The organism is Acinetobacter sp. IK31 (assembly GCF_035615195.1).
GTDB lineage: Bacteria > Pseudomonadota > Gammaproteobacteria > Pseudomonadales > Moraxellaceae > Acinetobacter > Acinetobacter calcoaceticus_C.
The window spans coordinates 305797-319578 of record NZ_JANBOB010000002.1 but is presented as its reverse complement, the minus strand read 5'-3'; the positions used below and the strand labels follow the sequence as shown (position 1 = coordinate 319578).

Sequence of the window (13782 nt, the reverse complement as noted above, 5' to 3'; positions counted from 1 at the left end):
TTAATTTATTAGCTCTTTATATCAAAACTTAAAAGCCCTCTAGTCTAATAACTAGAGGGCTTCGTATTTCAGGAATTAATATTTTTATTTATTCAGTAGTTGTACTTTCTAGCGCTTTATCAATTACCCCAAATTTCTTAAAGATTCTTGCACGACGCTTTGATGAAATATTCGCTTTGTTTAAATCACCTTTATAGTGATCAAAAACACGTTTATCCATGATTTTAAACCATAACGAAGGGATTAAGGCTGGTAGTAGCATACTTGCGTAACCGCTTGGTAACTCTGGTGCCTCATCAAAATGACGTAATGCTTGGAATGGACGAGTCGGATAAGCATGATGGTCCGAATGGCGCTGCAACTGGTACAGGAATAAGTTTGTTACTACGTTATTATTATTCCAGCTATGCTCAGGCATTGTGCGCTCATAATTACCATCAGCTTTTTTCTGACGTAATAAACCATAGTGCTCAATATAGTTAATAATTTCGAAAAGACTAATACCATAAAAAGCCTGAGTCGCTAAATATGGAATTGTACCTTTACCAAAGATTCCAACCATAGAACCATGAAAAGCAGCAGTCATTCCCCAGCCTTGTAATAATTCATTATCTGAAGACCAGAATTCTTTACCTTTACGTTTTAAACGGTTTTTTTCAATTTCTATTGCAGATTTAAAAGAACCAATAACTGTACGTGGCCAGAATTCATAGAATGTTTCACCCATACGTGATGAAGCTGGATCTTCTGGTGTAGCTGCACGTTTATGATGACCGTAAGGATGCTCAATACGGAAATGATTATAACCTGTAGGAACTAGAGCAAGATGGGACAAAATATGGTCTATACGATCATGCTTATGACTTAACTCATGGGCTGTATTAATTGCAATACCATTGATTGCTCCCATTGAAATACCAAGTAAAATCTTATCAATAAAAGATGTCGTTTTACGACTTGTTAAATAACATGCATACACATTTGCAGCATACTGTAGAGGAATAAAACTCTTCACAAGACGTGAGTAATATGGATCTTTTTCTAAAAGCTTAATTTCTTCATCTGTCGGATTTCGAGCATCCTTCCCAACAATTGTGTCAATTACAGGAATCACAACATGTAATAAAAGTGGACCACCTAACGCGAAAACTTTCTTTAAAGGGCGTGGACCAAACTGATAACCTGCTAAAATACCTAAACCGATAGCAGGTAAAGCAGGACTAATCATCCATAAAAAGCGTTTGCGATCTATTTCACGCATAGACGCACGCACTGGCATAAGTTCTTGCTGAACATTTACTGGTGCATTCATAGCCATATTTCCTTTTTCTATATGTCTATATAGTTAAAGAAATAGTGTTTAGTTAACAGTAGTAAGCGTCCAAAAAACCTATGTTAAAGTCTTTGGCATTTTCTTCCACTTTTTTGTCCTAAAAACACATGTTGATCTATTCTTATAGCTCACTATAATTTTATTAAAATAATGATTGATCATTTAAATATGGATGCACTAAGTAAATTTTTTGATGATATTCACCTGAATAAGTCTGAATACATCTATTTAAAAGCGCAAGGAGAATGGGCTTTTAAAACACAAGATCAATCTGCTCTACTTGCGTATATTGTTTTAACTGGTTCAGTATATATACAACTTAATGCTTTAGAAAAAATAACTGCAACTGCTGGTGATATTATTTTAATTCCTTCGGGAAAAGCACATAATGCGACTGACTCAAAATCAACAGCAAGTAAGTTGGTAGACTCTCTGGATATCACTTCGCTTTTTAACGGTCACAGACAAGACGCAATCGAGTTTGGTACTTCATCTCCAGATAATACATTATTGCTATGTTTACGCTGCCAAATCGATACTCATATGGCTGGGCCGCTCATTAATGCATTGCCGTCCATCATGCATATTCAACATGAAAATCAAACTAATCCACCTGAATGGCTACAAATTGGACTCTATTTTCTAGCAATCGAAACTCAAAAAATCAGACCAGGTCATGACAAAATTATTGATCATTTAGTGAGTATTCTGCTCATTGAATGCATTCGTGATCATATTCAACAGATGACAGATCAACAAAACTGGTTAAGTGCCTTAACACATCCTGAACTGAGCAATGCACTATCTGCTATTCATAGCCAACCTGAAGTCACATGGACAGTTGAGTCTTTAGCTGAACAATGCTGTATGTCACGTTCTAAATTTGCAAACATATTTAATAGTATTATTGGTGAACCACCCCTCACATATTTGCAGCATTATCGTTTTCGTTTGGCAAGTCAATATTTACGCACAAGTAATTTATCAATTCAGCAAATATCAAATAAGGTCGGCTATTCATCTGAAACAGCATTTAGTCAGGCATTCAAAAGAATTTTTGATTTATCTCCTAAACAATATAGACAGCAATATATTGGACATAACTTAGATTAACTACCAATAAAAAAAGCGCCGAGGCGCTTTTTTTATTGAATCAAATTATTATTTAATTTTCGCATGTGATTTTAAATATTGACTGTAATCTTCTAATATTTGTTGACCACGCGATTGACGATAAAGTTGCTTTAACTGCTGTAACTGATCAGCAGGAATAGCATTTGCAGTAGATGAATTTACATTTGAAACTGCAACAACAACCAGCTCATTTGGTAAATTCGCTGTTGAAACAGACCACATACCTGGCTTAGGTGTAGCTGCACTAAATGCCGCGCGCTCAATTTCACGCTTTAAACCTTGCGAACGACTAAATACGCCAGCCGATTCAAATGCCACTTTATTTTTAGCAACAACTTGATCTGCTGGTTGAGTTTTAAATTCAGCCAACATTGTAGCAATTTTTGCTTGAACAGCTTTACGCGCTTTTTCATCGATAACTTTTGCTTTCGCTTCATTCATCGCTTGTGCTAAAGGTTTTACACCAGCAGCATGATAATCACGTACTTTAACCCATACCGTATCACCATTCGCTAACTGAATATTAGACGATGCGTTACGGTCACCATTTTTCACGTCATCATTAAACAATTTAATTTTAACGTTTGGATCACTTAAATATGGATTTTGTGTAGCTAAAGTCACGCCATTTAATGATTCAACTTTTGTACCTTTAACTTCTTGTACAATACCTTCTAAAGAATCATTACCCACTACGGTTTCATTTAAGCTATTTACCGAGTCAGAATAAACATTCGCAACTTTGTTCTTCTCAACTTCTGCTACTAAACGAGCTTTTTCAGCTTCAAATGAAGGGATCTGATTGGCTTGAGTTTCTGCCTCAATAATATGATAACCATATTGGGTTTTTACAGGTTGAGAAATTTGTCCATTTTTCAAGTTCACTACAGTTTTATCAAACGCATCAGAGAAAACACCTGGTGCATATGCTTCAACTAAACCACCTTTTGCTTTCGAACTTGGATCTTCAGAGAACTGAGATGCAGCTTGTGCAAATGTAAGACCGCCTTGAATTTTCGCATATACTTCTTTAGCAAGTTTTTGAGCTGCTGCATCATCACGAGCATCTGTAGTAATTAAAATATGCTTCACAGTTCGTTTAGCATCTTTTTTCTGATTTTCAACGAACTTGCTATACGCTTGCTGAAGTTCAGCTTCAGTTGCAGGAGCTGGTTTAGCCATCATTGATGGAGAAAGAACAACATAATCCACATCAACAGAAACCTGTTGTTTAAACTCATTTTGATGTTTGTTGTAATAATCCGTAGCTTCTTGATTAGATGCAGTTAAACCTGTTTTATAACCATCCAATTTAATACTAGACAAATGTAATGTACGTTGCTCAGTTTGCAAATTCGCAATTTGCATTAAATCAACTTTACTTACTAAGGAGTAATCAGAAAAAGTTGACGTTAGCATTTTTAAAGCATGATCTTGACGAAGGCTAGATATTAAGCCCTGACTTGTCATACCAATAGAACGTAAATAATTTTCATAGAGTTTTTGCGAGAATTGTCCATTCTCTTGCAAACTAGGCTGCTGAGCTAACATTTGCTCAATTTGAGTATCACTCAATGAAATGCCTAATTTTTCAGCTTGTTGAATTAATAAATTACGTGACACTAAAATATCGAGTGCTTTAGCCTGAATCACAGGCAAATTAAGTAGACTCTCATCACCTTTAACAGCAGCTAAATATTGTTCTTTGTAAGACTGAGTTAAAGTTTCAAGGTCTTTTTTAGATATTTCTTGGCCGTTTACTGTTTTCGCAACATCAGCCTTGTTTCCCCTATTAAAATATCCTTCAATACCTACAAGTGCTAAAGGGGTCAAAAACAAAATTAGAAGGACTTTGCCGAGCCAACCCTTAATGACTGTACGAAACGATTCCATAAGTATTCCAATATTTTATTTCGAGGAGAATTTTAACTGAAAAACCACAATCAATGAATGAGCAATATTGGTCAATTCAGATATTTAATAAAAAACGCGCCTATATTGGCGCGTTTAATCATCTTAAAAGATTAAGCTACTGAATCTTTAAGACCTTTACCAGCTTTGAAGCTAGGTACTTTTGTTGCTTTAATTTGAAGCTCTTCACCAGTTTTAGGGTTACGTCCAGTGCGTGCAGCACGTTCTTTAACACTGAAAGTACCAAAACCAACTAAAGTTACTGTGTCACCTTTTTTAAGTGCTTCAGTAATTGACGCAATTGTCGCATCGAGTGCCTTGCCTGCATCAGTCTTAGATACTCCCCCTTTTTCAGCAATTGCATCGATTAATTCTGATTTATTCATGAATAAAACATCCTCTTAATATCGTTTGTTTAAGGTCCAAGGCTATAGTTTAAAAGGCCATGACGCCTTTATAGCAATGCTTTAGGGGAAAACGCAATACTAGAGCAGGGCTTTTAGCAAAAATAAATGCTAAAAAACTGTTATATATTTGCTAAATCCCAACATTTTTTTACTTTTTATTCAATTTTGCTTTCAACTGTTGATTTTCTTCTATTAAAGCATCGACCTTAATATGCAGTTGTACAAGCAGCTGTTCGATGTGTTGTAAATCCTTCGGCGTCACCAATCCAATACGGTTTAAAGAATGATTAACACTTGTATCAAGAATCTTTTCTACTTTATCTTTCGTTTCAGATACAGATTCTTTTGCTTTTTCTGTGACCTTACCAACAGTATTATCTGCTAAATCTCCAGTTTTAGATTCTAGCTCTTCACCTACCTTAACCAAAGAATCAAATAGCTTGTTACCTTCTTCTTCTGCACGTGAAAAAGCCCCTAGTCCTGCTAACCAAATTTGCTTGGTATATTTCCTAAAATCCAAAGCCGATTTCCTTGAAGCTCTTGATTTTAATTTATTTTTTTCTTCTAACTCTTCTGTCGGGGTATCTATATTTGCATTATCCATTGATCTAAGCTCCTAGTCAGATGAGAGAAATGATGACTGATTTGACCACAAAATATTTCTATAATATCAAAGTAAAGACTTGATCCATTTACAAAACTGTTCTACAAAGCAATTAAGTCATGTAAATATATTTAACAGGACATTTATTAAAGTTTGGGATAGGATGTCCCATTCTTCAGTTAACTACTATTTGTAAGGATAAACTTTTATGAGTGAAACGCAACAAAGACAAAAACATCCCCGTCTGTTGCTGAATATTGTTCTAATTATTTTAGAAACTTTCTTTTCATTTATACTCACCCACGATGGTGTTCTTCGCTTGCAAGCGAAAAAGTTTATTTCAAATAAAACAACTATTCGTATCAATAGCTACCTTCCTTTTTTTGATTTCTATGTTCAATTTACAGAAAAGGGTTTGTTATTCGATATCCACTCTTTTGATCGGCATATTGATCTTGAAATTAATAGTACGCTGATCGATTTGATTAAAATTTTCGCTTTTGCCAACCAGCGTAGTCTCAAGAACATGCGTATTGATGGTGATGAAGAAACGAAAAAAGAGTTATTTGACTTAATTTCTCATCTCACTCTGCCTAAACTTTTAGCTGACTGGAAGCAATGGTTTAATACACCTGATGATGAAGCTGAAACTCTTGCTTCCCGTAAACGAATTGCCCCTTTGCTTGAAAAAATTGATCAACAACGTTCAGAAATCAATTCACTTCAAGTGGAAATTAAACAATATCAAAATCGAATTACTCGCTTACAACAACGTCAACGCAACATTAACTTAGGCTTTGGTATAATTACCCTGATATTTATTGTTTTTTTCATATATAATTTGTGGATAGCTTAAATTATTTTTCCATCCTGATCCTGCACTTGAATTAAAAATAAAAAAACTTGACTATTTTAGTCGGGATTCATAAAATCCTATTATCTAGTCTTAACATGTGTATCGAATCATGCGCCTTACAACTCGCGGTCGCTACGCAGTGACTGCTCTACTTGATTTAGCTTTGCAGCCAACTGAGCAAACGATCACGCTCGCCGAAATTGCCGCTCGTCAATCTATTTCAGTTGCTTACTTAGAGCAGTTATTCGCTAAACTTAAGCGTCATGGGTTAGTTTCTAGTGTCCGTGGTGCAAATGGTGGTTATCATTTGGCTCGAAACGCTGATGAAATTACTGTGTTAGAAATTATTGAAGCCGTAAATGAAACCGTTGATGCAACACGTTGCGACCACAAAGCTAACTGCCAAAATGGTGCAATGTGTCTTACTCACGATTTATGGCAAGAACTCTCTCATCATATTGCCGACTATTTAGCAAAAATCTCTCTTGCCGACCTCATTAGCCGAGACAACGTTCAAACTGTTGCATTGCGCCAAAATGTGACTGGCACAGATTCAGCTCTTTTATCGGGTACAGGTATTTGATATGAAACGTCCAATTTATCTTGATTACGCAGCAACCACTCCAGTAGATCCGCAAGTTGCAGAACGTATGATGGAGTGTTTAACTTTCGACGGTACCTTTGGTAATGCTGCATCTCGTTCCCATGCTTATGGCTGGCAGGCAGAAGAAAAAGTTGAATATGCACGTGAGCAAGTGGCAAATTTAATTAAAGCTGATCCACGTGAAATCGTTTGGACTTCTGGTGCTACCGAATCAGACAACCTTGCACTTAAAGGCGTAGCTCAATTCTATGCTTCTAAAGGCAAACACATTATTACAAGTAAAATTGAACACAAAGCTGTTCTAGATCCTTGTCGTGAATTAGAAGAACAAGGTTTTGAAATTACTTATTTAGAACCAGAACCACAAACAGGTTTAATTACCCCTGAAATGGTAAAAGCTGCCCTTCGTCCTGATACTGTTCTTGTTTCTCTTATGATGGTAAACAACGAAATCGGTTCAGTTACAGATGTAGCAGCAATTGGTGAATTAACACGTGCCAATAAAACCTTCTTTCATGTAGATGCTGCTCAAGCTGCCGGTAAAGTTGAAATCGATTTATCTACCATGAAAATTGATCTTATGAGTTTCTCAGCTCATAAAATTTATGGTCCAAAAGGTATCGGTGCATTATATGTACGTCGTAGCCCACGTGTTCGTTTAAAAGCACAAATCCATGGTGGTGGTCATGAACGTGGTATGCGTTCTGGTACTTTAGCAACTCACCAAATTGTTGGTATGGGTGAAGCTTTTGAAATTGCTGGCAAAAGAATGCACGCAGAGCAAGAACGCATTCGTAAACTACGTGACAAACTTTGGAATGGTTTACAAGGCCTTGAACAGGTTTTCTTAAACGGCCATCCAACTCAAAACGTTGCTAACTATTTAAATGTCAGCTTTAACTTTGTTGAAGGTGAATCTTTAATGATGGCACTTAAAGATGCTGCTGTATCAAGTGGTTCTGCTTGTACTTCTGCAACTTTAGAGCCTTCTTATGTTCTTCGCGCATTAGGTTTATCTGATGAGCTAGCACACAGCTCGATCCGCTTTAGTTTTGGTACATACACAACTGAAGAAGACATTGATCATGTGCTTACAATTACCAAAGCCGCTGTTGAGAAATTACGTGAACTTTCTCCGCTTTGGGATATGTATAAAGAAGGTATCGATCTTTCTACGGTTGAATGGGCAGAACACTAATTCATTGAAATTAGTGTTTTTACCCTCATATTAATATTAGGCTGACCCCGAGGTTTGGAGAAGCGACATGGCTTATAGCGAAAAGGTAATTGATCATTACGAAAATCCACGTAATGTTGGTGTTTTAGATAAAAACTCTGAAAATGTTGGTACAGGTATGGTCGGTGCACCTGCGTGTGGCGACGTGATGCGTTTACAAATCCAAGTAAACGATAACGGTGTAATCGAAGAAGCACGTTTTAAAACTTATGGTTGTGGTTCTGCAATCGCATCAAGTTCTCTTGTAACCGAATGGTTAAAAGGTAAGACTCTTGATGAAGCTCAAACCATCAAGAATATTGATATTGCGACTGAGCTTGCACTTCCACCAGTAAAAGTTCACTGTTCTGTACTAGCTGAAGATGCGATTAAAGCTGCGATTGAAGATTATCGCACTAAAAAATCTAAAGCGTAATTTGTTACCATTGTAAACGTTGGAGTTTTCATGATTCATTTAACTGAAAATGCTGCGACTCATATTAGCAATTACCTTAAAAATCGAGGTAAGGGTGAAGGCATTCGCGTGGGTGTGAAAACTTCTGGTTGTTCTGGATTGGCCTATGTTCTTGAGTTTGTAGACTCTATTGATGAACATGACCAAGTTTTCGAACAATTTGGCGTTAAGGTATTTGTAGATCCAAAAAGCTCAGTGTATTTAGAAGGCTTAGAAATGGACTACGTTAAAAATGGCCTTAATGAAGGGTTCGAATTTAACAATCCTAACAAAAAAGGTGAATGTGGCTGTGGTGAATCTTTCACTGTCTAAGCATTCTCCTTTCATCTCTCATTAAAACAGTGTCTTTCTATAGCACTGTTTTAATGTATTTAATTAATGTGGACCTCATTTCCAATGAATCATTTTGAGTTGTTCAATTTACCCGTAGAACTCGATATCGATTTGGCGAGCTTAAAATCTAGTTTCTTGAGTTTGCAGCAGCAGTATCATCCAGATAAAGCTGAAGATAAAGATCAGGCGTTGATCAAATCAAGTGAAATCAATCAAGCTTTTAAAACTTTGTCGCAAGTAGATAGCCGCGCTGCTTATCTATTGTCACTCAAAAAGCAAGATCACCACCTCGATCAATCTATTAGCGATTTTGAGTTCTTACAATCAGCATTAGAAATTCGTGAACAACTTGATGAAGCAACTTCACAAGAGCATTTAAGTACACTTAAACAAGAAGTGTTTCAATGGATGGATAGCCTAGTTCGCGAATTTAAAATTGATTATGCAGATGAGGACTGGGGCGAAGCTCGAGATACTGTACGTAAATTACGTTTCTTTCAGCGCGTTCTTAACGATATTGAAAAAGCAGAAGATCAAATGTTGGATGATGAAGACAACTTTGATTTAGACGACGATTTTTAATTTTGCTTTTTCCAAATTATATTCAAGGGATTTAACTCATGGCACTTTTGCAAATTGCTGAACCAGGTCAATCCAGTGCCCCACATCAACACCGCATTGCGATTGGTATCGACCTCGGAACGACACATTCTTTAGTTGCGACAGTGTTATCAGGCAAACCTAAAGTACTCAATGACGAAAAAGAAAGAAGACTCCTTCCTTCTATTGTGCACTATGGAAATGATGTAACTCACTATGGTGAAGAAGCAAAGCCTTTCCTTATTGCCGATCCTAAAAATACAATTGTTTCTGTAAAACGATTTATGGGTCGCTCAAAAGCAGATATCAAATTTCAGCATCCCTATGAATTAATGGGTTCTGAAAATGAGATGCCAGCTTTTGAAACACGTGCTGGTCGCAAAACCCCTGTTGAAATTTCTGCTGAAATTTTAAAGCAATTAAAAGACCGTGCTGAAGCTAGCTTACAAAATCCAATAAATGGCGCAGTGATTACCGTTCCTGCCTATTTTGATGAAGCTCAGCGACAAGCAACGCGTGATGCTGCTCAGCTTGCGGGCTTAAATGTATTACGTTTATTAAACGAACCAACTGCTGCTGCTGTGGCTTATGGTTTAGACCAAGAAACTAATTTAGCTACAGATCATAACTATGTAATTTATGATTTAGGTGGTGGTACTTTCGACGTATCAATCTTGCGTTTCTCACAAGGCGTCTTTGAAGTACTAGCTACAGGTGGCCACACGGCTTTAGGTGGTGATGACTTAGATCGTCTCATTGTTAAATGGGCTAAAAAGCAGTTAAATATTGATACTCTGAGCGATGAAGCATATGCAGTATTCATTGTTGCTGCTCGTCAAGCAAAAGAACAACTATCTACACAAGAATCAGTTCAGTTAAAACTGCTTGAAAATGCCCTAACACTTGACCGACCAACTTTTGAAAGCATTATTCAAATTGCTTTAGATAAAACAATTAGTGTTTGCCAACGTGTTTTACGTGATGCAAAACTTGAATTATCAGATATTCAGAATGTTGTATTAGTGGGTGGCTCTACCCGTTCGTATGCTGTTCAGCAAGCAGTTCGCAATGTATTTAACCAAGAACCACTTTGCACAATCAATCCTGATGAAGTAGTTGCAATTGGTGCTTCTATTACTGCTAACCAATTAATTGGAAACAGTCAAGACGGCTCATTACTTTTAGATGTCACTCCTCTTTCACTTGGCTTAGAAACCATGGGTGGATTAGTAGAGCGTCTTATTTCACGTAATACCGCTATTCCAGTTGCTCGTCGTCAAGAATTCACAACTTATCAAGATGGCCAAACTGCCATGCTTATTCATGTGGTTCAAGGTGAACGAGATTTGGTAGAACATTGCCGTTCATTAGGAAGATTTGTTCTTCATGGCATTCCACCAATGACCGCAGGTCAAGCACGCATTGAAGTTACCTTTCAAGTAGATGCCGATGGTTTACTTACAGTTTCTGCTCGTGAAGCCACTTCTGGTGTACAGGCTCAAATTGACATTAAGCCATCTTACGGTTTATCAGAATCTGATACTGAGCGCTTATTAATTGAAGGTTTCCAACATGCAGAAGAAGATAAAAATCTGCGCCATTTAAAAGAAACCAAAGTTGAAGCTCAGCGTGAACTAGAAGCTTTAGAACAAGCCCTTAAAGTAGATGCCGATTTACTTGATGAAAAGCAGCTTGAAGCACTTACTTCTACTCAAAACTTGCTAAAAGCACAACTTGAAGGCGACGATATTCAAGCAATTGAAAAAGCTGTAGAACAACTTAAAGTACATAGTGATGCTTTTGCCGCACTGCGTATGAATCGACATATTGACCATGCCTTAAAAGGTACAAAACTTGAAGATTGGTCAAATTCAAACTAAAGGTATAGGTGATCAATATGCCCCGTATTAAAGTACTTCCTCATGCTCAATTCTGCCCTGAAGGCGCAGAATTTGAAGTTGAACAAAATGCAAATCTTTGTCAAAGTTTGCTTGACCGAGGAATCAAAATTGAACATGCATGTGATATGTCGTGCGCTTGCACAACTTGTCATGTAGTTGTTCGTAAAGGCTTTGATAGTCTAGAAGAAATGGATGATGTTGAAGCAGATCTTTTAGATCGTGCTTGGGGTCTTGAACCTGACTCACGCCTTTCCTGCCAAGTGAAAATTGTTGATGAAGATTTAGAAATTGAGATTCCTAAATATACAATCAATCACGCTTCCGAAAGTCATTAAAATAGAAAAGCTGCTTTAAAAGCAGCTTTTTTTTACTTTAGTTTTAAACCTTAAAGCTAATCTTGTTGATCAATTTCAACAGGTTTAACTTCATCTTCAAGTCTTAAACGTGCAATACCTTGAGTATTAATTAAAGTTTGTTGAACTTTAAGCCTTTGAATCATTTTCTCAAGAACTTCTACTAATTCAGGATATTCATAGTTTTGTACTTCTTCTAAATTAAGTACTAAATGGAAGCCTTTATACTCATAGTCAAACCATTGCTGATGATCTGACTTATTCCCTGTGTATTTCTCCATCACCTGCCATGTCTTTACTGCACCTTGAATACCTTTTAAGTAAATTGGCGTTTTGGGAGCACAAAGAAAATCACTTTTGATTAATTGATAAGTATCATCTGAAATTAAGATTTCATCTATTTCAGCAGCATATTGTAAACGAGCTGCTAAATTCACATCACGACCTACGATGGTGTAAGCCATACGATGTGTTGCCCCATAATTTCCTACGTGGCAGTAACCGGTACTAATTCCCATACGGATGTGTAGAGCTGAATAGCCCATTTTTTTCCAACGTTCGCGCAATAACTTCATTTGTTGACGCATAGCGATTGCCATTTCTACACAAGCTTTGGCATCTTGCTCTACACCTTGAGAATTTGGATCACCAAAAAATATGAGGATGGCATCTCCCATAAATTTATCGACAGTAGCTTCATACTGCTTGGCAATTTCCGTCATATGGCTTAAATAATCATTAAGCAAAAATGCCAAATCATCAGGAATTAAAGTTTCTGATAACTCTGTAAAACCTTGAATATCAGAAAAAAATACAGTCATTTTTTTTCGTTTATATTCAATTTTTGCTTCCGCTTCACCGCGCATAATAGATTGCCACAACTGGAGTGGCGCATAACGGCTTAACTGATTAGCAAAAGCAATATACCGCGTCATTTGATCATAGTAATGTTGACGCTGCTGACTGATTTTTTTAACCCAACGATGTTGGTAGTAATTTCCAATGGTGATAAACATAACCAAACCAAGGAGTGTAATTACAGTTAACTCTTGGCTAGTAGGTTCAAAATATGTATAAAAACCAAATAGGAAGAAAGTACTTAAATAAAAAATAATCGCGCCTAACAGGCTAGTCAAACAAATGACTGCGAAAGAGATACGGCTATTAATTGCAGAATAAAATAATGCAAATACTGCAATAAATGTAGGCACCAAATTAAGATGCAGGCCTGCTAAGGTAACCGCTACAACAATTGCATCAATTGCAAAAAAGACACTTTTTTGAGTTTTCTTATCAAATTGGTATTGAAGCCAGTGTTCTAGCTTCGAACTAATAAAAAGCAAAAATATAAAAAAGGGAGGAACGTAGATCTGATAATTTGTATTAGATGAGGTAAAAGCATAGATCACTAAAATTAAGGACAGAATTGAATATCCCATCAAGCGATGAAAATATGCAAACTGCTTAGGCTCTCTATCGATAAACCTCTCTAATTGCACCCTATCCTCCACACCTCAATGTAGCCACATTCATATAAATGTGGCATTACATCGATTTAATCCATGCGCCAATCAAAAGGCATATCACCCTGACCACGTAAAGCAAGCATAAGAGTTTGACGCATATGAGCCAGTACATCATTGTTGTATGGCACTGCAGGTGTACCCCAAACTGGCTTAGGCCATGCAACATCATTTTGATAACGCACGACATGATGAAAATGCAACTGAGGCACCATGTTACCTAATGCGGCAACATTCATTTTATCAGCACGGAATACTCGAGCTAACTGGCTAGACAACCAACTAGATTCACGTAAAAACTGTTCTTGATCAGCTTGGCTCAATTCATATAATTCTGTGATTCCCGGCACACGAGGGATTAAAATCAGCCACGGGAATTGCATATCATTCATTAAACGACATGTTGAAAGCGGAAAATCGCCTACAAAAAAAGTATCTTGAGCAAGTTGTGGATGCAAACTAAACATATCTTTTATAAATGACAATAAACAATAATGGCTAATACTATCACATCAGTTTTGATGTGAGTATT

At 36.8% G+C, this 13782-nt stretch carries 15 protein-coding genes; 9 read left to right on the top strand and 6 right to left on the bottom strand.

Going from position 1 to position 13782, the window contains the following annotated elements:
* Window positions 1–88 precede the first annotated feature (88 nt).
* Window positions 89–1312, bottom strand: coding sequence for an alkane 1-monooxygenase (locus tag MSG66_RS02385; protein ID WP_324651961.1), 1224 nt, complete (start codon window positions 1310–1312; stop codon window positions 89–91).
* A 189-nt stretch (window positions 1313–1501) separates the two neighbouring features.
* On the opposite strand from MSG66_RS02385, the gene MSG66_RS02380 reads away from it, so the two are divergent.
* Window positions 1502–2446: an AraC family transcriptional regulator gene (locus MSG66_RS02380; protein ID WP_420714242.1), complete on the top strand. Its 945-nt coding sequence runs from the start codon at window positions 1502–1504 to the stop codon at window positions 2444–2446.
* Between the two features lie 48 nt (window positions 2447–2494).
* Here MSG66_RS02380 and MSG66_RS02375 read toward each other — a convergent pair whose 3' ends face one another.
* The 3 genes from MSG66_RS02375 to MSG66_RS02365 form a co-directional block, all read right to left on the bottom strand.
* The gene (locus tag MSG66_RS02375) at window positions 2495–4360 is read right to left on the bottom strand and encodes a SurA N-terminal domain-containing protein (protein ID WP_324651957.1); all 1866 of its coding nucleotides are present in this window, start codon (window positions 4358–4360) and stop codon (window positions 2495–2497) included.
* Between the two features lie 131 nt (window positions 4361–4491).
* The gene (locus MSG66_RS02370) at window positions 4492–4764 is read right to left on the bottom strand and encodes an HU family DNA-binding protein (protein WP_001043034.1); all 273 of its coding nucleotides are present in this window, start codon (window positions 4762–4764) and stop codon (window positions 4492–4494) included.
* Between the two features lie 169 nt (window positions 4765–4933).
* Entirely contained in the window at window positions 4934–5389 is a 456-nt protein-coding gene (locus MSG66_RS02365) for a phasin family protein (protein WP_133973796.1), read from the bottom strand.
* Window positions 5390–5597: 208 nt separating this feature from the next.
* On the opposite strand from MSG66_RS02365, the gene MSG66_RS02360 reads away from it, so the two are divergent.
* The 8 genes from MSG66_RS02360 to fdx all read left to right on the top strand — a co-directional run bounded on the left by MSG66_RS02360 (window position 5598) and on the right by fdx (window position 11709).
* Window positions 5598–6245 (top strand): hypothetical protein, encoded by a 648-nt coding sequence (locus MSG66_RS02360; RefSeq protein WP_042896476.1) that lies wholly within the window; start codon window positions 5598–5600, stop codon window positions 6243–6245.
* 109 nt (window positions 6246–6354) lie between these two features.
* Window positions 6355–6828, top strand: a complete 474-nt coding sequence (locus tag MSG66_RS02355) for an Rrf2 family transcriptional regulator (protein WP_003651563.1) — start codon at window positions 6355–6357, stop codon at window positions 6826–6828.
* Window position 6829: 1 nt separating this feature from the next.
* Complete coding sequence (locus MSG66_RS02350) at window positions 6830–8047, top strand: IscS subfamily cysteine desulfurase (protein ID WP_262471767.1); 1218 nt, start codon at window positions 6830–6832, stop codon at window positions 8045–8047.
* A 67-nt stretch (window positions 8048–8114) separates the two neighbouring features.
* Window positions 8115–8501, top strand: coding sequence for a Fe-S cluster assembly scaffold IscU (gene iscU, locus MSG66_RS02345; RefSeq protein WP_003651560.1), 387 nt, complete (start codon window positions 8115–8117; stop codon window positions 8499–8501).
* A 30-nt stretch (window positions 8502–8531) separates the two neighbouring features.
* A complete protein-coding gene (gene iscA, locus MSG66_RS02340; RefSeq protein WP_003651558.1) occupies window positions 8532–8852 on the top strand; it encodes an iron-sulfur cluster assembly protein IscA in 321 nt (106 codons plus the stop codon).
* 84 nt (window positions 8853–8936) lie between these two features.
* Entirely contained in the window at window positions 8937–9455 is a 519-nt protein-coding gene (hscB, locus tag MSG66_RS02335; protein WP_042896480.1) for a Fe-S protein assembly co-chaperone HscB, read from the top strand.
* Between the two features lie 38 nt (window positions 9456–9493).
* Window positions 9494–11353, top strand: a complete 1860-nt coding sequence (gene hscA, locus MSG66_RS02330; protein WP_324651950.1) for a Fe-S protein assembly chaperone HscA — start codon at window positions 9494–9496, stop codon at window positions 11351–11353.
* A gap of 17 nt (window positions 11354–11370) precedes the next feature.
* Complete coding sequence (fdx, locus tag MSG66_RS02325; protein ID WP_004792653.1) at window positions 11371–11709, top strand: ISC system 2Fe-2S type ferredoxin; 339 nt, start codon at window positions 11371–11373, stop codon at window positions 11707–11709.
* Between the two features lie 56 nt (window positions 11710–11765).
* On the opposite strand, the gene MSG66_RS02320 is transcribed toward fdx, so the two are convergent.
* Together MSG66_RS02320 and MSG66_RS02315 are read right to left on the bottom strand one after the other, a co-directional pair.
* The gene (locus MSG66_RS02320) at window positions 11766–13226 is read right to left on the bottom strand and encodes an adenylate/guanylate cyclase domain-containing protein (protein WP_324651946.1); all 1461 of its coding nucleotides are present in this window, start codon (window positions 13224–13226) and stop codon (window positions 11766–11768) included.
* A 56-nt stretch (window positions 13227–13282) separates the two neighbouring features.
* Window positions 13283–13717 carry an HIT domain-containing protein gene (locus MSG66_RS02315; protein ID WP_042896483.1) on the bottom strand — a complete coding sequence of 145 codons (435 nt, stop codon included), beginning with the start codon at window positions 13715–13717 and terminating at the stop codon, window positions 13283–13285.
* Window positions 13718–13782 lie beyond the last annotated feature (65 nt).

What these genes read in the sequence shown, in the direction of transcription:
- MSG66_RS02385 (WP_324651961.1), bottom strand. Translation starts at nt 1,312, where the DNA reads ATGAATGCACCAGTAAATGTTCAGCAAGAACTTATGCCAGTGCGTGCG.
- MSG66_RS02380 (WP_420714242.1), top strand. Translation starts at nt 1,502, where the DNA reads ATGGATGCACTAAGTAAATTTTTTGATGATATTCACCTGAATAAGTCT.
- MSG66_RS02375 (WP_324651957.1), bottom strand. Translation starts at nt 4,360, where the DNA reads ATGGAATCGTTTCGTACAGTCATTAAGGGTTGGCTCGGCAAAGTCCTT.
- MSG66_RS02370 (WP_001043034.1), bottom strand. Translation starts at nt 4,764, where the DNA reads ATGAATAAATCAGAATTAATCGATGCAATTGCTGAAAAAGGGGGAGTA.
- MSG66_RS02365 (WP_133973796.1), bottom strand. Translation starts at nt 5,389, where the DNA reads ATGGATAATGCAAATATAGATACCCCGACAGAAGAGTTAGAAGAAAAA.
- MSG66_RS02360 (WP_042896476.1), top strand. Translation starts at nt 5,598, where the DNA reads ATGAGTGAAACGCAACAAAGACAAAAACATCCCCGTCTGTTGCTGAAT.
- MSG66_RS02355 (WP_003651563.1), top strand. Translation starts at nt 6,355, where the DNA reads ATGCGCCTTACAACTCGCGGTCGCTACGCAGTGACTGCTCTACTTGAT.
- MSG66_RS02350 (WP_262471767.1), top strand. Translation starts at nt 6,830, where the DNA reads ATGAAACGTCCAATTTATCTTGATTACGCAGCAACCACTCCAGTAGAT.
- iscU (WP_003651560.1), top strand. Translation starts at nt 8,115, where the DNA reads ATGGCTTATAGCGAAAAGGTAATTGATCATTACGAAAATCCACGTAAT.
- iscA (WP_003651558.1), top strand. Translation starts at nt 8,532, where the DNA reads ATGATTCATTTAACTGAAAATGCTGCGACTCATATTAGCAATTACCTT.
- hscB (WP_042896480.1), top strand. Translation starts at nt 8,937, where the DNA reads ATGAATCATTTTGAGTTGTTCAATTTACCCGTAGAACTCGATATCGAT.
- hscA (WP_324651950.1), top strand. Translation starts at nt 9,494, where the DNA reads ATGGCACTTTTGCAAATTGCTGAACCAGGTCAATCCAGTGCCCCACAT.
- fdx (WP_004792653.1), top strand. Translation starts at nt 11,371, where the DNA reads ATGCCCCGTATTAAAGTACTTCCTCATGCTCAATTCTGCCCTGAAGGC.
- MSG66_RS02315 (WP_042896483.1), bottom strand. Translation starts at nt 13,717, where the DNA reads ATGTTTAGTTTGCATCCACAACTTGCTCAAGATACTTTTTTTGTAGGC.